At 33.8% G+C, this 19,360-nt stretch carries 22 protein-coding genes; 8 read left to right on the forward strand and 14 right to left on the reverse strand.

Going from position 1 to position 19,360, the window contains the following annotated elements; translation table 11 throughout:
* Positions 1-94 precede the first annotated feature (94 nt).
* From J6V67_RS05615 to J6V67_RS05650, 8 genes are read left to right on the forward strand one after another with little or no spacing between them, the layout of a single operon-like run.
* Positions 95-1,372 (forward strand): DUF4910 domain-containing protein, encoded by a 1,278-nt coding sequence (locus tag J6V67_RS05615; RefSeq protein WP_291860112.1) that lies wholly within the window; start codon positions 95-97, stop codon positions 1,370-1,372.
* Positions 1,359-1,586, forward strand: coding sequence for an acyl carrier protein (locus tag J6V67_RS05620; protein ID WP_291859975.1), 228 nt, complete (start codon positions 1,359-1,361; stop codon positions 1,584-1,586). The genes J6V67_RS05615 and J6V67_RS05620 overlap by 14 nt, the downstream gene beginning before the upstream one ends.
* Positions 1,587-1,589: 3 nt before the next feature.
* A complete protein-coding gene (locus J6V67_RS05625) occupies positions 1,590-2,261 on the forward strand; it encodes a class I SAM-dependent methyltransferase (protein WP_291859978.1) in 672 nt (223 codons plus the stop codon).
* Positions 2,258-3,064, forward strand: a complete 807-nt coding sequence (locus tag J6V67_RS05630; RefSeq protein ID WP_291859981.1) for an AAC(3) family N-acetyltransferase — start codon at positions 2,258-2,260, stop codon at positions 3,062-3,064. The genes J6V67_RS05625 and J6V67_RS05630 overlap by 4 nt, the downstream gene beginning before the upstream one ends.
* Positions 3,065-3,082: 18 nt before the next feature.
* A complete protein-coding gene (locus J6V67_RS05635) occupies positions 3,083-4,564 on the forward strand; it encodes an amino acid adenylation domain-containing protein (RefSeq protein WP_291859983.1) in 1,482 nt (493 codons plus the stop codon).
* Positions 4,551-5,279 (forward strand): formyltransferase family protein, encoded by a 729-nt coding sequence (locus J6V67_RS05640; RefSeq protein ID WP_291859986.1) that lies wholly within the window; start codon positions 4,551-4,553, stop codon positions 5,277-5,279. The genes J6V67_RS05635 and J6V67_RS05640 overlap by 14 nt, the downstream gene beginning before the upstream one ends.
* A gap of 1 nt (position 5,280) precedes the next feature.
* Positions 5,281-5,505 carry an acyl carrier protein gene (locus J6V67_RS05645; protein WP_291859988.1) on the forward strand — a complete coding sequence of 75 codons (225 nt, stop codon included), beginning with the start codon at positions 5,281-5,283 and terminating at the stop codon, positions 5,503-5,505.
* 11 nt (positions 5,506-5,516) lie between these two features.
* Complete coding sequence (locus J6V67_RS05650; protein ID WP_291859991.1) at positions 5,517-6,290, forward strand: AAC(3) family N-acetyltransferase; 774 nt, start codon at positions 5,517-5,519, stop codon at positions 6,288-6,290.
* 108 nt (positions 6,291-6,398) lie between these two features.
* On the opposite strand, the gene J6V67_RS05655 is transcribed toward J6V67_RS05650, so the two are convergent.
* The 14 genes from J6V67_RS05655 to J6V67_RS05720 all read right to left on the reverse strand — a co-directional run bounded on the left by J6V67_RS05655 (position 6,399) and on the right by J6V67_RS05720 (position 19,295).
* Positions 6,399-8,399: a nitrate- and nitrite sensing domain-containing protein gene (locus J6V67_RS05655; RefSeq protein WP_291859994.1), complete on the reverse strand. Its 2,001-nt coding sequence runs from the start codon at positions 8,397-8,399 to the stop codon at positions 6,399-6,401.
* Between the two features lie 237 nt (positions 8,400-8,636).
* Entirely contained in the window at positions 8,637-9,371 is a 735-nt protein-coding gene (locus tag J6V67_RS05660) for an oxidoreductase (RefSeq protein WP_291859997.1), read from the reverse strand.
* Positions 9,364-10,062 (reverse strand): acylneuraminate cytidylyltransferase family protein, encoded by a 699-nt coding sequence (locus J6V67_RS05665; RefSeq protein ID WP_291860000.1) that lies wholly within the window; start codon positions 10,060-10,062, stop codon positions 9,364-9,366. Before J6V67_RS05665 ends, J6V67_RS05660 begins: the two co-directional genes overlap by 8 nt.
* Complete coding sequence (locus tag J6V67_RS05670) at positions 10,059-10,952, reverse strand: gfo/Idh/MocA family oxidoreductase (RefSeq protein ID WP_291860002.1); 894 nt, start codon at positions 10,950-10,952, stop codon at positions 10,059-10,061. Before J6V67_RS05670 ends, J6V67_RS05665 begins: the two co-directional genes overlap by 4 nt.
* Complete coding sequence (locus J6V67_RS05675; RefSeq protein ID WP_291860005.1) at positions 10,949-12,031, reverse strand: nucleotidyltransferase family protein; 1,083 nt, start codon at positions 12,029-12,031, stop codon at positions 10,949-10,951. Before J6V67_RS05675 ends, J6V67_RS05670 begins: the two co-directional genes overlap by 4 nt.
* Positions 12,028-13,176, reverse strand: a complete 1,149-nt coding sequence (gene neuC, locus J6V67_RS05680) for a UDP-N-acetylglucosamine 2-epimerase (protein WP_291860011.1) — start codon at positions 13,174-13,176, stop codon at positions 12,028-12,030. The genes J6V67_RS05675 and neuC overlap by 4 nt, the downstream gene beginning before the upstream one ends.
* A complete protein-coding gene (gene neuB / locus J6V67_RS05685; RefSeq protein WP_291860014.1) occupies positions 13,173-14,171 on the reverse strand; it encodes an N-acetylneuraminate synthase in 999 nt (332 codons plus the stop codon). The genes neuC and neuB overlap by 4 nt, the downstream gene beginning before the upstream one ends.
* Before the next feature lie 3 nt (positions 14,172-14,174).
* The gene (gene pseI / locus J6V67_RS05690; RefSeq protein WP_291860016.1) at positions 14,175-15,182 is read right to left on the reverse strand and encodes a pseudaminic acid synthase; all 1,008 of its coding nucleotides are present in this window, start codon (positions 15,180-15,182) and stop codon (positions 14,175-14,177) included.
* A 134-nt stretch (positions 15,183-15,316) separates the two neighbouring features.
* Complete coding sequence (locus tag J6V67_RS05695; RefSeq protein ID WP_291860018.1) at positions 15,317-15,982, reverse strand: TonB family protein; 666 nt, start codon at positions 15,980-15,982, stop codon at positions 15,317-15,319.
* A complete protein-coding gene (exbD, locus tag J6V67_RS05700; protein WP_086243446.1) occupies positions 15,979-16,365 on the reverse strand; it encodes a TonB system transport protein ExbD in 387 nt (128 codons plus the stop codon). The genes J6V67_RS05695 and exbD overlap by 4 nt, the downstream gene beginning before the upstream one ends.
* 2 nt (positions 16,366-16,367) lie before the next feature.
* Complete coding sequence (exbB, locus tag J6V67_RS05705) at positions 16,368-16,787, reverse strand: TonB-system energizer ExbB (RefSeq protein WP_291860024.1); 420 nt, start codon at positions 16,785-16,787, stop codon at positions 16,368-16,370.
* Positions 16,788-17,108: 321 nt separating this feature from the next.
* Positions 17,109-17,894, reverse strand: coding sequence for a TIM barrel protein (locus tag J6V67_RS05710; RefSeq protein WP_291860027.1), 786 nt, complete (start codon positions 17,892-17,894; stop codon positions 17,109-17,111).
* A complete protein-coding gene (gene pseF / locus J6V67_RS05715; protein ID WP_291860031.1) occupies positions 17,884-18,555 on the reverse strand; it encodes a pseudaminic acid cytidylyltransferase in 672 nt (223 codons plus the stop codon). The genes J6V67_RS05710 and pseF overlap by 11 nt, the downstream gene beginning before the upstream one ends.
* The gene (locus J6V67_RS05720) at positions 18,555-19,295 is read right to left on the reverse strand and encodes a thioredoxin domain-containing protein (protein WP_291860034.1); all 741 of its coding nucleotides are present in this window, start codon (positions 19,293-19,295) and stop codon (positions 18,555-18,557) included. The genes pseF and J6V67_RS05720 overlap by 1 nt, the downstream gene beginning before the upstream one ends.
* Positions 19,296-19,360 lie beyond the last annotated feature (65 nt).

Genomic DNA, 19,360 nt, shown 5'->3' on the forward strand with positions numbered 1-19,360 from the left:
ATATAGCAGCAATCAATCAAATTTAGATCAAAGATCAATCACAAAAGATTGTCACATTGATAATTTAACTCTTAATAACGATTATGGTAAGCGTATGCACGCACTTATATCAAGATTATATAAAATTCCACGAAGTATCACAGGAAAGGGCTTTAGGGATAGTCTTGATATTATTGATGAGAGTGTTGGAGGTATTTTAGAGCGATTTAGTATCCCAAGCGGTACGCAGGTTTATGATTGGAGAGTTCCGCCTGAATGGGTGATAAATGATGGTTATATCATAACGCCAGATGGTGATAAAATTTGCGAATTTAAAAAGCATAATCTACATATTTTAAACTATTCAGCACCAATTGATATGCGTCTAAGCCTAGATGAGTTAAAGCAGCATATCTATACAATCCCTCATATGCCAACTGCTATTCCATATGTAACTAGCTATTATGAGCGTAGATGGGGATTTTGTATGTCTGATGAGCAGCTTGGTAGTCTAAAAGATGGTGAGTATCACGCATTTATAGATAGCAAATTTAAAGAAGATGGTGAGCTAAATTACGCTCAAATCATTATCCCATCGACGATTAAAAATGATAAAGAGATATTAATCTCAGCCTATTTATGCCATCCACAAATGGCAAATAACGAACTAAGCGGTCCGGCAGTTTGGTGCGAGCTGGTGAAATTTGTTAAAAATCTAAAACATCGTAGATATAATTATAGATTTGTCATAGCGCCTGAGACGATTGGATCTATTTGCTACATTAATCGCAACTTTGAAACGCTCAAAAGCAAAGTAGTAGCTGGTTTTGTGCTTAGCTGCATTGGTGATGATAGAGATTATAGCGTAGTTTTAAGCCCTGATGAGAATAGCCTAAGCGATATAGCTACGCTTCACACCATAAAGCATATAACAAATAATCCAAAAATTTACCCATTTTTATATCGTGGAAGCGATGAGAGACAGTATAATACTCCAAATTTAAATCTTGGTATTACGACAATTTGTAGAAGTTTATTTGGCGAGTTTGATGAGTATCATACTAGTTTAGATGATTTAGATTTTGTAACACCTACTGGGCTTGAAGGCGGATTTAATTACGCTAGAAATTTGATTGAAAATCTAGAGATTAATACCAAATATCAGCTTGCAACCACTTGTGAGCCAAATTTAGGCTCTCGTGGGCTTATGAGTACGCTTAGTCGTAGTGGTATACACGATCATACTATCTTAAATTTCTTAGCCTATTGTAATGGCAAAAGAAGCGTTATAGAGATAGCAAATATTTTAGGCGTAGAGGCTAGGAGCTTAAAGCCTATAATAGACAAATTGCTTGAATTTAAACTAATAAGGGATATATGTGAAAGAGATTAAGGAGCTTTTTGTAGATATTGGTAAAGTAGATGTTGATGAGAGTTGTGCTCATTTATTAGCTAATGGTGTGATAGATAGCCTTGATATCATAGCTCTTGTAGGGGCCATAGAGAAAAAGTATGGCAAAAAATTAGATATTAAATATATCCAAGCTGAGAATTTTATCAATTTTGCTACACTTAAAGCGATGATTGATGAGTATTTAAAAGGATAGATAATGGGATTTTCAAAAGAGTGGAATGAAATTTATATAAATAACCAGCAGCTTTCTATCTGGCCATGGGATGAGGTCATCGCACTAACACATAGAAATTTTAAACAAAAAGATGGTATGGTAGTTTTAGAGCTTGGCTGTGGTGCTGGGGCAAATATACCATTTTTTGCTTCCATTGGTGCACAGTATTACGCTATCGAAGGAAGCGCTCATATAGTAGAGCGTCTGCAAAATAGCTTTAAAAGTGATAAAATTCATATAATATGTGGAGATTTTACTAAGGATTTTGGATTTGAAGAGATTATTGGCAGAGTAGATTTAATCATAGATAGAAGTGCTGTTACACATAACTCTACAGAGTCTATTAAAAATGTAGTAAAACTAGCTAATCAATATCTAAAACCAGGCGGAAAATATATGGCATTTGACTGGTTTGCTACTGATTGTGATACATATAAAAATGATGAAAAAATCAAAATCGATGATAATACCTTTGTATTTAATAGTGGGTATTTTGCAGGTCTTGGGAATGTGCATTTTTCAACTCCAGAGCATATTAAAGAGCTATTTGCCAAATTTAGCTTAGATTATTTAATCAATAATGTAAAAGAGCAGCTCCAACCAGAGCTAAAACGCAGCTCATCATATACATTTATAGCGACTAAACCACTATGAGTATAAAAGCTATAGAAGCATTTGCTAGTCTAGGAGTTAGCAAGGGTGATATACTTTATGTAGCTAGTGATGTTACAACATTTGTAATGGACGCTATGCAAAATGGTAAAAGTATAGATGAGTGTCTAGGCGAGTTGGTTGATGGCTTACAAGAGCTAGTAGGAGAGAGCGGGACGCTGATGTTTCCTATATATTCATGGGCGTTTAATAAGGGGCAAACCTTTGATATCCGCCATACAACTGGATCGACTGGAGCGTTAGCTAACTGGATATTAAAAAACCGCCCCGAATTTAGCCGTACAGCTCACCCGATTTATTCATTAATGGTTTGGGGCAAGGATGCTAAAATGCTTGCTAGCCTCAATAATATCAATGCCTTTGGGAGTTACTCGCCATTTGGTTATATGTATAAATTTGATGCGAAAATGGCTTTTTTTAATGTAGCAATCAATATGGGAATTACATTTACACACTATGTAGAAGAGGCCTTGCAAGTGCCATATCGCTATTTTAAGCCTTTTACGGCTGGATATATTGATGCTAATGGGGTAGAGACTAAGAGAACTTATGTGATGTATGTTCGTGCTGCTGAGGTAAATTCTAAAAAAAATATGCCAAATAGCTTTTATGAGAGTATTTTAAAGGAAGCTAAATTTGATAATTACTATATCAAATTACTTGGTTCTTGTGATACTTTTAGAATCACAGCTAATGATTTATTAAATAATGGCGGTAAAAATCTTTATACATTTATTGATTATGAGCTTGATTGGAATAAGGGGGTATTTGCTAGTGAAAAATAAGATATTTAAGGTGGCGTGATGATTAGCAATATTTATGAATTTCTAGATAAAAGTGTAGCAAAATATCCAAATAAAACACTATTTGTAAGTGGTAAGAATTGTATTAGTTATCTTGAATTTAGCCATAAAAGTAGCGCTTTGGCTAGCAAGATTTTAGAATTTGGGTTAAATAAAAAGCCAGTTTTAATAATCTTGCCAAAATCCATCGAAGCACTTATAGCAATGTTTGGCGTGGCTAGAAGTGGAAATTTTTATAGTATTATAGATGAGAAAATGCCATTTGAGCGAGTGCAAAAAATTATAAATATTTTAAAACCTGCACTTATTATCACAGCAAGAGATTTGGGTGCTAATAATTATGATATTCCAATGATTTATAGCGATGAATTTGATAGCTTTAAGCCAAATTTATCACTACTTAATAGAGTTGAGATTATTGATACTGATTTGCTTTATGTGCTATTTACTAGCGGAAGCACAGGTGAGCCAAAAGGTGTGAGTATCAGCCATAAAAGTGTGATTGATTATACATTTTGGGTTAGCAAAACTTTTGATGTTGGAAGTGATGAAATATTAGTAAATCAAGCACCATTTTATTTTGATAACTCAATTTTAGATATCTTTACTGCGGTTAGATGTGGAGCGACTTTACATCTTTTATCTACTTTTGAATTTGCCTTTCCAGCTAAAGTAGTGGAGTATTTAAAAACTCACGGTGTTACAATGATATTTTGGGTCCCTAGCGTACTGATATACTTTGCTAATACAGGAGCGTTAGAAAATCAAGAGCTAAAAACACTTAAAAAGGTGCTATTTTGCGGTGAGATAATGCCAAATCGTCAGTTAAATATCTGGAGAAAAGCCTTGCCAAATGCGCTTTATGCTAATTTATATGGGCCAACTGAGATAACTGATGTGTGCTGCTATTATGTGTGTGATAGAGAATTTGGCGATGATGAGCTACTACCAATTGGCAAAGCGTGTAAAAATACACAAATTTTACTTTTTGATGAGGATAATAACCTTATTACTCAGCCATTTATCAAAGGTGAATTATGCGTGCGTGGTAGTAGTCTTAGCCTTGGGTATTATGGCAATAGGGCTAAGACTGAGCAAGTATTTATCCAAAATCCACTACATAATAATTTCTACGACCCAATTTATAAAACTGGCGATATTGCAGCTTATAATGAGTATAATGAGTTAATATGCTATGGTAGGTTAGACTCTCAAATCAAGCTAAATGGTCATAGAATTGAGCTAGGCGAGATAGAAGCAGCGCTAAATTCACACCCGCAAATCAAGCGTTCAGCGTGTAAATTTACTGGTGAGAAAATTGTAGCGTTTTATGAAGCTAGTAGAGATATAGATGAAATTAGAGAGTTTTTAAGTAAAAAAATTCAAGAGTATATGATCCCAAAAATATTTATAAGATTGGATAAATTTGCTCTAAATGCTAATGGCAAAATAGATAGAAAGGCGCTTGATGATAAGCTTTGAGAGTATTATAGTAATTGGTCAAGGAAAAGTAGCTAAAGAGTGCGCTAGAATCGCTGGAGATAAATTTGATAATGTTAAGCTTTTAGATGTTAATGAAATTTCAAATTTAGATGAGTATTTTAATTCCTTAAAAAGCCATCTAATAATTAGCGCAAATAATACCTATATATTTAAGCCCAGATGCGTAGAAAATAACGCTATAATCAACTATCACAACGCTTTGCTTCCTAATCACCGTGGAGTAAATGCTCATATTTGGGCGATATGGTGCGGTGATGAAAAAAGCGGAATTACATGGCATAAAGTCGATAATGGTATAGATAGCGGTGAGATACTTATCCAAAAAGAGATAGATATAGAAAATATGAGTGCTAAAGAGCTATTATTAGCTCAGCATATGTTAGCAATATCTAGCTTTAGTGAGTTAGTAGATGTAGATTTTGCTCCATTATGCCTGGTTGCAAATGACCCAAAAATCTCTCAAATGCATAAAAAATCAGAATTGCCAAATGGTGCTATATTAAATTTAGATTGGCAAAGCGATATGATAATGAGATTTTTGCGAGCATTTGACCTTGGTATTTTTGCTAATATCTCACGCCCAAGAGTAATGCACAAAGGTGAATTAGTAGAGATTGACTGCTATGAAATAGACCCAACAGAGATAAAAATCACATTAAAAAATCAAGAAAATTTAATTATCAAAAAGGATTAAAATGCAAGAGATAAAAGAGTTATTTGTAGCCATTGGCAAACCAAATGTAGATGAAAATATGCAAAATCTACTAAGTGATGGGATTATTGATAGTATGGATGTTATAATGCTTGTAGTTGAGATAGAAAAGCGTTATAAAAAGCCGCTAAAATCTGAGTTTATTATCAATGAGTGCTTTGAGAGTTTTGAAGCGATTAGTGCAATGATAGATAAGGCAATGCAATAAACCCCCCCCCATTGGCATTATTAGAATTTAATAGCAAAATTTATAGCTATGATGATCTGGTGCGCCGCTTAAGAGATATTGGTATAAAAGATGGCGATACTCTTTGTGTGCATACAGAGCTAATCACGCTAGGTAGGCCGCTAGTAGGCAAGGATGAGTTTTTAGGCTTAATTGTACGGGCGTTTTATGAGGTTATAGGTAGGGCTGGGACATTGATTATGCCGACATTTACCTATAGCTTTTGTAAGAATCAAATTTATGATAAACGCCATTCTAGAAGCACAATGGGGCTATTGACTGAGTATTATCGTCATTGTGATGGTGTGGTGCGAACTGATGATCCGATATTTTCCTTTGCTATTAGTGGGGCAAATGCGAGTGAGTATCTAGGCCGTACGCCAACATGCTTTAGCAAAGGTTGTGTATATGATAAGCTGCGTCAAAATGGTGGCAAGATCGTGCTATTTGGTCTTGAGCATTTAGGCTATACTTTTACGCACTATTTAGAAGAACAAATCGGTGTTAGTTACCGCTATTTTAAGCGTTTTAGCGGTATGATGATAGATGAAAATGGCGTGCAAACTCAGCAAGAGATTGATTATTATGTCAGATATCTAGACCGAACTTCAGAGATGTCAGTGCCTAAGCAAATAGAGATACTAAAGCGCTCAAATAACTTTAATCTAGCGCCATTTGGTGGGGCTATTATTGTAGCTATAGATGCTCAAAAATATTATGATGAGACATATAAGGCAATAATGGAGTCTGAGAGTAATATATTATAACTATGAGAATAAGGCGATTTAATAAAAACATCTGTTTATTAAATTGCCTTATCTATGCTTATTATTGCAATGACTAAAAGCTTAGCCATTGCAAATATTTAATTGAATTTAAAATTTAAATTCACTGATTTTATCCCTTAAATCCTCTGCTTTATGCTCTAGTGTATCAGAAACTGAGCCAATTTTATCCATTGAATTTGAGATATTTTGTAGTCTATCATTTAGCGTTTTATTATTACTTAGTAGGTTATTGGTTTTATCATTTAACTCTTTTGAACTAGCCATTGTTTGGGTAGCTAGGGCGATGATATGATCAATTCTATCATTTGCCGTTTGGATTGTATTTTGAATATTTTGCGCTTCATCGACAAATGTTGTAAAATCTCTTGAAGTTTGTGTGATTTTTGAGCTTACATCATCAATTGACCTAGTAATAGCATTGATAGTTATATCAATCTCATCTAGAGATTTGCCAGTTCTCTCAGCTAGCTGTCTAACCTCATCAGCAACAACTGCAAAGCCACGACCATGTTCGCCTGCTCTTGCTGCTTCGATGGCAGCATTAAGTGCAAGAAGGTTGGTTTGATCAGCGATATCTGATATAGTTGTTAGAATATTTTTAACATTTTGAGCATCACTATTTAGCATCGAGATGTTAGTTAATAGCTCTTGTTGGCGACTTGCATCAAGCGTTACTAGCTCAGAGAATTCAGATATAACACTAGAGGTTGAGCTTAGTTCATTTTTAGCTGTAATGATATCGTTCATTGTATCATTGCTCTTTAGGGCATTATCGCTTAGGCTATCTTCTACGCTGTGGCCGATTATTTGTGAATCTTTTGATAGTTTAAAGCCCTCTTGAGTATCGTTTTGAATTACTTTTGACTCGCTTAGTAAGTCATTTGCAATTTGTAGATTTTGTTGAATTTGTCCATCAAGCTGACCAAATAGCTGTCTAATAACTCTTAAAAATCCTTCGATTTGTTCATAGATTAGCCCGATTTCATCACTGCTTTTATTTAAAATATTACTAGGTCTAATATCTTTTGTTTTTTGGACATATACTAGATAGTTTAGGATTTTAGCAATTCTGCTATTGATATTATGGATTATAATGTAGCTAAATCCAAATGTAGCAATAAACGCAAAGGCTAATATACCAATTGAGAAAACAAGTACATCAATATTGCTTTTTCTTATCTGATCTATATCTTTGATTAATCTAGCTGCTAGTCTATCTTCTATCTGTTTTAAGATATCAATCTTTTTAGTTATGGTTGCAAACCAGTATGTACCATTAGTTTCAAATCCGCCAGTAAATGCATTGTTCATAGCTACAGCTCTCATACGTTCGACTTCTTGAAAGTCTTTATTTCCGCTAGTTATATTGTTGTAGTGGATTAGTTCTTCAGGGACTGCATATTTTTTAAACTCTTCTATATATAGATTTTGAGCTACGACTAGTGATATAAATTTGTTGTAAATTCCATCACCAAATTTATCAGCTGAGAATGTATTTGATAAAACTGCTCTTTCTTGACCAGCATTTTCTTTAGCATTTATAAAGCTTACAAATGCAGTTAAAGAGCGGATTATTTCGTAGTTATTTGAGATATTAGAGATTACTACTATATTATTGATTAGTTTTGAGATAGTATTTGTATAGTATCCTAAAACATCGCCTACTTTAACATTAAAATTATCTACGCCTCTTCTTATGGATTGGATATTATTTAATGCATTTACTGTATCTTTTATAGAGTCTCTAAGCTCAACTGGATATGCATCTATTTCAAATTCAGATAGATCGTCATTAAGCTTATTTATCTCTTTATCGCTTAGTTGGCGTTGGTTTAGTAGAATTTTTTTAAAATCCTCACTTTTACTACCTAGATATCCTGATGATGAACCTCTTTCTTTTTGTAATTCATGTATTACAAGTGAAATTTGAGATGAGAGCAAGATTCCATCTTCAAGTAACTGGGTGCGTTTGTAGGTATCGTACTCTTTATTAATGAGATTGCCAGCTATTATCATAGCGACGATGAGTGGAATGACGATGAGAATAAGCATCTTATTCTTAATCTTGAAATTGTCAAATATTGACATATTTTATCCTTTCAAAATATGAATTAATTCGTCTGATATTTTACTATTAATAAATTATTTTTAGATTAAAATTTGGGATTTGAGATTAAAAAAATTATTTTTTATGAGAGAATTTGGAGTTTGATAGTATTTTGATTGTATTATTATATAATTATTATTGATAGTTAGTATCGTTTAGCTTTGATGCTGCTTAGATTTTGGCATAGATTACTACGCCAAAATTTTACTCTACTAAGATTATAAGCAAAATCCATCATCTACAATTATATTTTGTCCATTAATAAACTCACTATAATCACTAAGTAAGAATATTAAAGCCCCGCAAATATCGCTTGGATCTAGCATACCTTTATTTAGGCAGACATCTTTATATTGGTTTAGAAATATCTCATTTTGATTGTCTAGTATTCCGCCTGGGCTTATACAATTAACTCTAATATTAGCCCCTTTTAGATATTTAGCTAGGTAGCGGCTAAGATGAATAACTCCAGCCTTAATAGCACTATATGCTACTGGAGAGCTCATTTGTGTGCCTTTATAGGTTTGAAATTTAGGTGCTACTACGCCTTGAATAGATGAGAGTGTAATAATATTGCCATATCCTTGTGATTTAAAAAATTTAGCAAATCTTTGCATAACTAAAAATGCTCCACCAAGTTGAAGATTGGTATTAGCGCAAAAATCATCATACTCTACATCAAAAAAGTGATTAGAAAAGCTTTTTGTTCTTGGGTAGGCTGAATTTACTATAGCATCTATTTTGCCATATTTTTGACTAATTAATTCTATTAGATTATCAAGCGAATTTTTACTAGTGATATCAGTATGGATAAACTCACAATCTAGTTCTATGTTTGGCCTGTTTATATCTGCGTTTATTACAGTAGCGTGATTTTGTATAGCCGATTTTACAAAAGCTTTGCCGATTAATCCTGAACCGCCAATTATTATAACTACTTTATCTTTAAGCATTTTTACTCCTTAAAATATGCTCTACTATCATAAAATCAAGCTCATCATCTATATCAATGCTACGATTTGCAGGCATTACATATAGTCCAGTTTTAGGTAAAAATAGAGTATCATTATTTAATAAAACTAAAGATTTCCATATATAAATTGAAGCGTTCATATCATATGTGGCTGGAGCATCTTGGCGGCGTAGAATTTGATTTGGTAGTGTTTTGCTAAGATTTATTTTACCATCTATCTCTTCTATAAGATTAAAGTATGGGCTTCTACGACTTGGTGTAGCAGTAATAAGAATATCATTATCATCACGCATAAACTGCTCAAAAGCCATATTAATATCACTAGGAAGGCGAAGTGGTGAGGTAGCATCAAGATCTATGATATAATCAAATTTACGCTTATAATATTCTTGACTTTTTAGCAATGCATCACGGATTACAGCTAGTTTGCCAGCAGTATCACTAGCTAGAGCGCTATCTCGTTTGAAAAATACCTCCGCTCCATATTTTTGCGCTGTAGAGGCTATCTCATCACTATCAGTGCTAACTACAATATGCTCAAATAAACCGCACTCTTTGGCTTGATTTATCGTGTGAGCAATTAGTGGAAGACCAGCAATTGGGCGGATATTTTTATTTTTAACACCCTTGCTACCGCCTCTAGCGCAAATGGTACATAGTATATCACTCATATGTTTTCCTTTTGAATTTGATCTATTAGTCGCATTGTATCCATAGCTTGAGAAAATGTACATATATGATTTTGCAGATTTAAAGCATCTATATGCATCGCTTTAAAAGTATCGTTTCTTTGTAAATTTGGTTTTTGTATTTGAGTTATTTTTCCATCTTGATCTGCTATTTTAAGTGTATTTGTGATGAGGTCAAGATGATAGGTATTATTATTTGTCTCAATTAAAATTTGACGATATGGTGTTTTGCTTAGATAATTTAGGCTGATATTTATTAAAGTCTTATCGCATTTAGCTAAAATCATACAAATATCATCGCTAGTGATATTTAAATTTGATACTTTGGCTTGATAAGATTTAATCAATTCTAATTTAGAATCGCATAAAAAGCTAAGATAGTCAATCTCATGACTAAGATCTAGCAAAACGCCCCCACCAAGCTCCTTTTTAGCGCTATATGAGCTAGTATATTTTCGTTCTCGCCATGATGGCAAATATTGACCGCAGCGTGCTTCAATAGTTAAAATATCGCTTGGATTTAGCATATTTTTTAGCTCTAAAATTAGTGGATGAAAACGCAGATTATACCCAATAAAAATCTTATTATTTGGATTAAAATCTCTAAATTTATCAAATAATGGCTTTTCACAAAGTATTATTTTATTACAGACATTTAAATCAATATAGCTTAAATGTTTAAAATGCAAATATGTAGGCGAGGCAATGATAAAGTAATCAAACTGATTTATATCTACTGTTTCAAGCTCTTTGTAGCATTCTATGTCAGCAATCTCTTGCGATGAAATAGCGCTGATGCTAAGCCCCATTGAACGCAAAACATCAGCATGGCGACGGCCGATTGACCCCATAGAAAGTATAAGCGCTCTCATGAGAAAATCTCACTATAAAGCTCATTTGCTAGGTTATACTCTTCGATTCTGCCTATATCTAGCCACTCTTCTTTAATTAGATAAGCTTTTGGATTTTGATTTTTAGTAGCTAAAGAGTTAAAAAGATCTGGCATATCTAGATACTCATTTTTTGGAATAAAATTTAGTATTTGCGGGTTTAACATATAGATTCCAGCACTTACATGGAATTTTTGGCGTGGCTTTTCAGTGATAGATTTGATAGTATTATCATCTAAATTTACCACTCCATATGGGACTTGCATCTCATATTCTCGCACACACATTGTAGCAACAGATTTGTGAGCTGTATGATAGTCGTGAAGTTTGGTAAAATCAGTATTTGTTAGCAGGTCGCCATTCATTACAAAAAAATCATCTTTTGGTGGATTTATCAAGCTTAGCGCCCCAGCTGTACCAAGGCGTTTATCTTCAAAAACATAGCTTATGTTTGCACCAAATTTCTTGCCATCGCCAAAGTAGTTTGTGATAATCTCAGCCTTGTAATTGACACAAATAATAAAATCACTATATCCATTTGCAAGAAAGCTTTCTATGATTGTTTGTAGAATCGGTTTTGGACCTACATGAAGCATTGGCTTTGGAATTTGATTAGTTAGTGGGCGAAGCCTTGTGCCTAATCCACCAGCCATTAATATAACCTGGTTTGGCTTTTTAAAGTTTGGCTCATAGATATTAACAATAGCAGTTACGATATCATTTTCATCGATAATTGGAATGTAGCGTATATTTTTAGCTTTGGCTTTAGCAATGATAGCTGGAGAGATATGCAAAGAGTGCGAAACTATAGGCTCGCGATAGTATAGGGATTCAATGCTTTGAGTTAGCTCCATTGAGCTTAATAATCCTCGCCTAATATCACCATCGCTAATTGTACCTAAAAGTTTGCCATCGTTATTTACAACTAGCGCCATTTGGAGTGCGCCACTATCTATTATTTTAAGAGCCTCTTTTATACTGCTAGTTGGGCTTAGCTTTAGAGAGTTTATATTCATATTATGGCCTTTTTGAGGTAGAACCCCCCCCCAATTTAAAGTCATACCAAATCCTTAAATCTTTTGACTGTGATATCTTTTAAATTTATATTTTTTAGCACTTTGACTATGGTTTTACTAGGCTTTGAGTCGCCATATGGATTTTGTTTTTTCTGGACTATTTTTTGAAATTTTGGACTATAGGCAAGTTTTATTGCTTTTAAAATTTGCGCCTTTATAGGCTTGATATCTATGATGCTTGGTGCTTTTAGTCTGCCATCTTGTCTTGGGCCTATATTTATGGTCGCAACTCCCATACTAGGGGCCTCTAGCAATCCACTAGAACTATTACCTAAAATTATATCTACATGCTTAAGTGCACTTAGGTATCTTAGGCTTCCAAGGGAGGCAAAGGCGATACAATTAGGGCGAGATTTGACATATTCATCTATCATTTTATTTATAGCTATTCCACCAGCATCGCTATTAGCTTTTGTAAAAATTATATTTGTATCTTTTAGTTCATTTAGTGCTTTTAAAATCTCTTTAAAATCTTTTTTATTATCTGTTTGAGTAGTAAGTGGATGGTAGGTTACTAGGATATTTTTTTTATTTAGGTTAAATTTAATTGAGTCTTGAAATTTGGCCTTATTTAATAGCTTTAACCTTTTTATATTTTCAATTCCCATACCGCCAACATTAAAGATAAATTTAGGATCTTCGCCTAATTGAGCTACTCTTTTAGCATACTCTTTATTTGCAGTAAAATGGATATGCGACATCTTTGTAATACTATGCCTAAATGACTCATCAATAGCCCCAGCGCTGAGTTCCCCACCGTGAATGTGAGCTATTGGAATACCTAATACTAGGGCCGCAGATGCCGCGCAAAATATCTCATATCTATCGCCTAAAACTACAACAATATCAGGAGCTAGTTCGCTTAAGGCTTTGCCAATCTCGCTAGTAGCTACTCCCATAGATTTGCATACACCAAGAGCATCATTGGCAAAATTTAAAATATCAACCTTTTTATTGATATTAAACTCATCTTGAATTTGTAAATATGTATTGCCAAAATCACTTCGCAAATGGCTACCTGTTACGATTAATTGAAGTTGCAGACTTTTGCTGATGCTAAGCTCTTTAATCAGCCAGTAAAGTAGACCATATTCAGCTCTTGATCCAGTTATTACGCATATTTTTCTCATATTATCTCATCTTTTTTATAATTTTTTTGTGCTGGAGTTCCTATTATTTCATCCCATTTCATTGGGCTAATTCCTGCTGGCGTGGTACGTTTTGTAGTGATATTATCATCGGTAAAAATTTCGCCTTTTTTAATATCAAATTTAGCTACGATAGATTTTCTAGCAATGTTTATATTTTTTATCTCGCTTGGGCTTGGGCTTTTTATTCCATCGCCTAGGGCTAACTCAATTGCTCGAATTCCAGCTACCATTTGAGCTAATTCGTTTGGTTCTAAACTAGCTTTGTGATCTGGGCCTGACTGAGTCTTATCTAGGGTAAAGTGTTTTTCAATTACGCTTGCCCCAAGTGCAACTGCTGCAATTGGCACAGCAACTCCTAATGTGTGATCACTATAGCCAAATTTAACTCCAAATTCAGCCCCAATACTAACCATTGCTTTTAGATTAACATCGCAAAAAGGTGTAGGATATTCAGTATTTGCATGCAAAATTGTGATATCTTCTAGTGCTACATTGGTAGTAAGAATATTAAAAGCGTCCCAAATCTCAGCCATTGTAGCCATTCCAGTTGATAAAATTATTGGCTTTTTAAATTTAGCAATAGTACGAAGTAGCGGTAGATTTGTTAGTTCGCCACTTGGGATTTTAAATTTGCTCAGACCAAGCTCAAAAAGTAAATTTGCTGAATCAATATCAAATGGAGTAGATAAAAACTCAATTCCAATATTTTTGGTATGCTCTATTAGCTTAGTATGAGATTCAATGCTTAGCTCAAGGGCTTTTAACATCTCATATTGGCTTTGTTTAGAATCTGTAGTTTGCTTTTGATAGTCTGCCTTTAAAGCAGTTTTGCTAACTAAATTTTCAGCTTTAAAGGTTTGAAATTTAACAGCATCAGCGCCGGCCTTTTTAGCTTCATCTATTAATTTTTTAGCTGTGTTTAAATCTCCATTGTGATTTACTCCAGCTTCTGCTATTATATAGACTTTTTGCATAGCTTACTCAAAGTCACTAAGCTCTAAAGGCTTAGCAAATTTAAGATCTCTTGTAGCTTTTTTGCCAATGGCTTGTTCATAATATCGTGGATGAAGACCTTGAGCTGGGCGAATAGAGCGGATATTTTCAGGGGTTAAAATTTCGCCTTTTTTAATATCTTTTGTTACAAAAAGCGATCTAGCATATTTACGGTTTTGCTCGCTAAAGCTATAATCAACCTTACCAAGGGCTTTATATGCATTTTTAACCGCTTGAGCCATTGCTCTAAATTCATCTTTATTTAGCGAAAATCCGCTATCTTCTCCACCTAAGGCTCTATCAAGAGTAAAGTGCTTTTCAATCACACTAGCTCCAAGAGCTACAGCAGTGATTGGTACTTCTAAGCTCATTGAGTGATCGCTTAGCCCAACCTTTACACCAAGTGGAGCAAATCTAGATATCATATCAGAGATGGTTGCAATATTCATATCTTCTATTTGAGCTGGGTAGTTAGAGGTACATTTTAGGATTGTAATATCGTTATTACCAACACTTTTGCATGCGTCAATTGCCTCGTAAATTTCATCAATTGTGCTAACTCCAGTAGATATTATCATTGGCTTTTTATGCTTTGCAGCATATCGAATAAGTGGATAATCCATCGCTTCAAAAGAGGCTATTTTATAGCGACTAACATTAATGCTTTCTAAAAAATCAACTGCGCTAAAATCAAATGGTGTACTAAAAAACTCAATCCCAATCTCATCAGCATAAGCTTTTAAATCAGCCTGCCACTGCCACGGCGTGTAGGCCTTTTGGTATAATTCATAAAGGCTTTGTCCGGCCCAAAGTCCATCATCTCTAGTCATAAATATCTCATCACGGCAATCAATCGTAATTGTATCTGCTGTGTATGTTTGAACTTTAATAGCATCAGCACCGCACTCTTTGGCAGCTTTGATAATTTTAAAGGCTAAATCTTTATCTCCGCAGTGATTAGCTGACATTTCAGCTATGATAAATGGATTCATGATAACTCCAAATTTGATTTTATAGATTGTATCTAAAAAAGGTCAAAATATAGCTACAAATGTAGAAATTTAATCTAAATTTTAATCCAAATCCAAATCGCCCAAAGATAAGATGGGCAAAAATTTGGTAGTTTTTAGTTTATTTTATAAACTAGCGGGATTTGAATTTGAACGGTTTTATCGTGTTTTGGAAAACTTTTAGCCGCTGCTGTTATCGTAGCTAATGCAGCTTCGTTTAGAGCTTTGTGCTGAGAAGATTTTAGAATTTTTAACCCTTTTAACTCCATATCTTTTGTCCATATAAACTCAACTAATACATTGCCTTGTTGTCTTAGTCTTTTAGCGGTGCGTGGGTATATGTGATTATCATTTATAGCTGATTTTATCGCTGCTAAAAATGGATCTGGTGTAGCACTGGTTATATTATATGTTTGTATTTGTTCTACTGGTTGGGCTTGTGCTACTGGGGCGGTTTGTGCTACTGGGGCGGTTGGTTCTATTTGTTTGGCTGGTTGAGATTTTATAGGTGCTGGTTTTGGAGTTGGCTTTGGTTTAGCTGGAGCTGGTTTTGGGGTTTTGATTGGTTCGATTTTTTGAACTTGTTTTGGTGTCTCAAATTTAGGTGTTTGCACTGGAGCTGGTTTTGGAATTTGTACTATCTGATTTAGGCTAATGCTTTGTGTAGTGATAGCTGGAACGATTGGTTTTAATACATTTAGACCAAACCAAATAAATGGAATAAATAGCATACTAGTTAAGCAAAATGATTGGGTTTTGCTTGAGTAAATTGCTCGCATCATCGTGTTTTCTCCGTAATGATTGAGAAATTTTGGTGATTATTGACCTTTAAAATATCGATAATTTTGACAAAGCTATCAAATTTAGCACCTTTGTCGCTTTTTAATTCAACTACTGTTTGTTTTGGCGTAGCAGCAATTTTAGCCTCAAGGTCGTTAATATCTATGATAGTATCGTTGAGATAAAAGTTATCATTTTGATCGATTATAATGGTAAGCTTTTCTTTGGATTCTAGCGGTTGAGCTGAGCTAGCATTTGGAAGATCAACTTTGATTTGTCCACTAGCAATAAATGTAGAAATGCTAAGCACCATAGCCAAAACAACAAGCATAATATCTATAAATGGGATTATATTTAGCCCTTCATTTTTAGGTAAATTTATCAATTTTACGCCTTATTTGTGTATTGACTAGAGATGAGATTTACCCAGCGTAATAGATAATTATAAGCTATTAGACTTGGTATAGCAACTAATAGACCAAGGGCTGTGGCCTTAAGCGCAAGTGAGAGGCCTAAAACTACACTTTTGACATCAATAGTAGCTGAAATACTCATATCATAAAAGCTAATCATAATACCAATAACAGTACCTAAAAGTCCGACATACGGGGCATTGGAGTAGATTATATATAGGGTTGTTAGATTATAACTTAGAGCATTATCTAGGTCAGTTTGATTTGCATAGCTATCTATATTCACTTTGCGCAAAAACAAAATACGCTCAATCACACACCAACACGCTACAAACGCCATTATTCCAAGGGTAGCAAATATGATGTAATCTATATACTCTTTTAGAAATTCCATTTATACTCCAATTTTCTAAAATATTTTTGATAATTATACTCAATTTAACTTTAAATTAAGATTATAAAAATAGCATAAATTAGGAAATAAATTTGATATAAATTATTAAATATCTTTTGATTTCATAATCTTAAGAATTATTATCATAGTTGAGATGTGATTTTGGAAAATTAGTACGGCATTAATAGCTAAATAATCTATTATAATTATTTTTTTGATATTATTAATTTAAGTGATAAATTTATATTTAGATTAAATTTGAGATTGAAATTTTAATCCCAAATTTAGCAATAAAATAAATTTATTAAAAATACTCTAAAATTACTTAGTATTTTTAATTAGCAACTTTAAAATTGAGCAATCCTTATCAAAATCATCTAGATTTTCTTTGCTATTTTTTATAGTTTCAATGGCTAAAAACTCCCCGCCACGCAGCAATTTCAGCACTCTAGCTAGATCGATACTTCCATCACCAAAATGCATATGCGCATCAAATTTAGAGTTCTCATCGTTATCGCTTAGATGATAAATTCTAGGATTTAGCTCGTTTAATTTAGCAATATACTCATAAGGATTTAATCCTTGATAGTTTGCACTACAAAGCGCGTGTCCAGCATCAAGGCAAAACTCACATCCTACTTCGTCTAAAATTCGCTTAATACTCAAAAAATCTGCCCCTATGCAAAATGCGGTTCCATTGTCCATCGGCACGATATATGGTTTATTTTCGATAGCAAATTTGAGATTTTTTACCATTTTCATCTGTCGCACGCTCTCATCAATGCTTCCACCAATTCCAGGATGAAATACGGTATAAACGGCCTCTAGCTCGCCGCTATAGCGTTTTACTTGTTCGCATAATTCTAGATTATAACGCTGTTTATTAGGATTTGAAAAATCTAACCCACTGCTAAAATGTGGCGCATGAATGGCAAATTTAACACCGCAATCTTTAGCTAAATTTTTCCACAAAGATAGCATTTGCAAGCTATTAGGTACAGCATAAAGTTCTATATAATCATACTCGCCACGCTCATAAAGCTCTTTAGCTGGTGCTATATAATTCTCATTTAAACTCCAAAGCTTTAATCCAATTTTATAGCTCATTTTTTACCTTAAATTTAATCTCTGCCATCTTCCAATCCTCCATTGTATCGATATCTTGCGCTACAGATTCATCTATTATATATGGAATTATATTTTTACCATTTAGTTTTGTACCTTTGTAAAAGTAAAACATTCCTACATCATGATACATAGGCTCTAAATCTTGACTTCTTTTAGATGCGTTTTGCGGCTCTCTATATTCTAAAAAACCATCTTTAATCCTAAATGATCTTTGAATCGGAAAACTAAATTTAACAACAGGAGTAAGTCCATCAGCACCACTTGATTTAAATTTATCATAAGCTAAGCGTAAAATCTCTCCATCTAAAAATGGTACGCACGGATAAACACAACAGACCACAGAAGGCTCAATTCCACGCTTTTTATACTGCTCTAAAACTTCAGTTAATACATCATTTGTAGTCGCATAATCATCTGAGTTTTTAGCAGATCTCATAAATGGTACACTCGCACCAAACTCTCTTGCTACAGTTGCGATTTCATCATCATCAGTTGAGACCATAATCTCATCAAAAATCCCTGAATCTTTGCACGCATCAATAGCATATGCGATCATAGGCTTTCCCATAAATTCTTTAATATTTTTGCGTGGAATTCGTTTTGAGCCACCACGAGCAGTAATAATAGCTAGAGTGTTCATTATAATCCTAGTGTTTTAGCATCAATTAGCATAGGCACACCACGTACAGCACCGGTGGTAAAGATTTTATCAACTTGAGCTTTAAACTTATCAATCTCTTCTTGGCTAATCATTTTAGGCTCTTTGGCATTTGGAGCAAAATATTTTCTTAGGATTTTTATTTTAGCAGTATCGTTTTTAGCACTTTTTGCTTCGTTTAGTATCGCAATAGATTTTTTAATTGCAGGAATACCGTGGTTTGAGACTGGTGCTAGGATTATTTTTAAATTTGCGCTTTTTAGTTTAGCTTCAATCAGCTCTAAATCCTGGCGACAATATGGGCAATCTGGATCTGTAAATAGATATTTTGTCTCTTTGTTTTTATCATTGCCAATTGATATTATACTATCTTTTGGCATTGATTTGATAAGTTCGCCTAGCTTTTTGGTTGCGTTTTCTATGGCAATTTTGACTTGAGCGTTTTCAAAATTTGCTAGATAGCTGATTTTATTTTTAATATCAATCACATCAGGAAATATATAAGTCCCATCGCTATAAAGTGCAATGTAAGCGCTATTTTCACCATCGCTCATTTTGATTTTGATCTCTTCAAAATTTGTATTTGGTAGATTTTTGCGTGAGTCGATTGTGTATTTTAGCTCTTCATCGCCACCTTCAAAAACTTGTAAAATCTCAGCATCGCTAAGTGCGCCAAAAAGCAGGCTTGAACTAAGTAAAGAGCCTATAAAAATTTTTTTCATTAAATGTATCCTTGTTTAAAATGGCTAAGCTAAATTATATGGTTAAATTTTAAATAAAAATCAAC

Source organism: Campylobacter sp., assembly GCF_017646085.1.
GTDB lineage: Bacteria > Campylobacterota > Campylobacteria > Campylobacterales > Campylobacteraceae > Campylobacter.

Coding starts and splice junctions, on each gene's coding strand:
- exbB (WP_291860024.1), bottom strand. CDS start 16,787: ATGGAATTTCTAAAAGAGTATATAGATTACATCATATTTGCTACCCTT.
- J6V67_RS05660 (WP_291859997.1), bottom strand. CDS start 9,371: ATGCTTAAAGATAAAGTAGTTATAATAATTGGCGGTTCAGGATTAATC.
- J6V67_RS05640 (WP_291859986.1), top strand. CDS start 4,551: ATGATAAGCTTTGAGAGTATTATAGTAATTGGTCAAGGAAAAGTAGCT.
- J6V67_RS05645 (WP_291859988.1), top strand. CDS start 5,281: ATGCAAGAGATAAAAGAGTTATTTGTAGCCATTGGCAAACCAAATGTA.
- J6V67_RS05630 (WP_291859981.1), top strand. CDS start 2,258: ATGAGTATAAAAGCTATAGAAGCATTTGCTAGTCTAGGAGTTAGCAAG.
- neuB (WP_291860014.1), bottom strand. CDS start 14,171: ATGCAAAAAGTCTATATAATAGCAGAAGCTGGAGTAAATCACAATGGA.
- J6V67_RS05710 (WP_291860027.1), bottom strand. CDS start 17,894: ATGAGCTATAAAATTGGATTAAAGCTTTGGAGTTTAAATGAGAATTAT.
- J6V67_RS05675 (WP_291860005.1), bottom strand. CDS start 12,031: ATGACTTTAAATTGGGGGGGGGTTCTACCTCAAAAAGGCCATAATATG.
- J6V67_RS05720 (WP_291860034.1), bottom strand. CDS start 19,295: ATGAAAAAAATTTTTATAGGCTCTTTACTTAGTTCAAGCCTGCTTTTT.
- J6V67_RS05665 (WP_291860000.1), bottom strand. CDS start 10,062: ATGAGTGATATACTATGTACCATTTGCGCTAGAGGCGGTAGCAAGGGT.
- J6V67_RS05655 (WP_291859994.1), bottom strand. CDS start 8,399: ATGTCAATATTTGACAATTTCAAGATTAAGAATAAGATGCTTATTCTC.
- J6V67_RS05635 (WP_291859983.1), top strand. CDS start 3,083: ATGATTAGCAATATTTATGAATTTCTAGATAAAAGTGTAGCAAAATAT.
- J6V67_RS05615 (WP_291860112.1), top strand. CDS start 95: ATGCACGCACTTATATCAAGATTATATAAAATTCCACGAAGTATCACA.
- J6V67_RS05625 (WP_291859978.1), top strand. CDS start 1,590: ATGGGATTTTCAAAAGAGTGGAATGAAATTTATATAAATAACCAGCAG.
- J6V67_RS05670 (WP_291860002.1), bottom strand. CDS start 10,952: ATGAGAGCGCTTATACTTTCTATGGGGTCAATCGGCCGTCGCCATGCT.
- pseI (WP_291860016.1), bottom strand. CDS start 15,182: ATGAATCCATTTATCATAGCTGAAATGTCAGCTAATCACTGCGGAGAT.
- pseF (WP_291860031.1), bottom strand. CDS start 18,555: ATGAACACTCTAGCTATTATTACTGCTCGTGGTGGCTCAAAACGAATT.
- neuC (WP_291860011.1), bottom strand. CDS start 13,176: ATGAGAAAAATATGCGTAATAACTGGATCAAGAGCTGAATATGGTCTA.
- J6V67_RS05695 (WP_291860018.1), bottom strand. CDS start 15,982: ATGATGCGAGCAATTTACTCAAGCAAAACCCAATCATTTTGCTTAACT.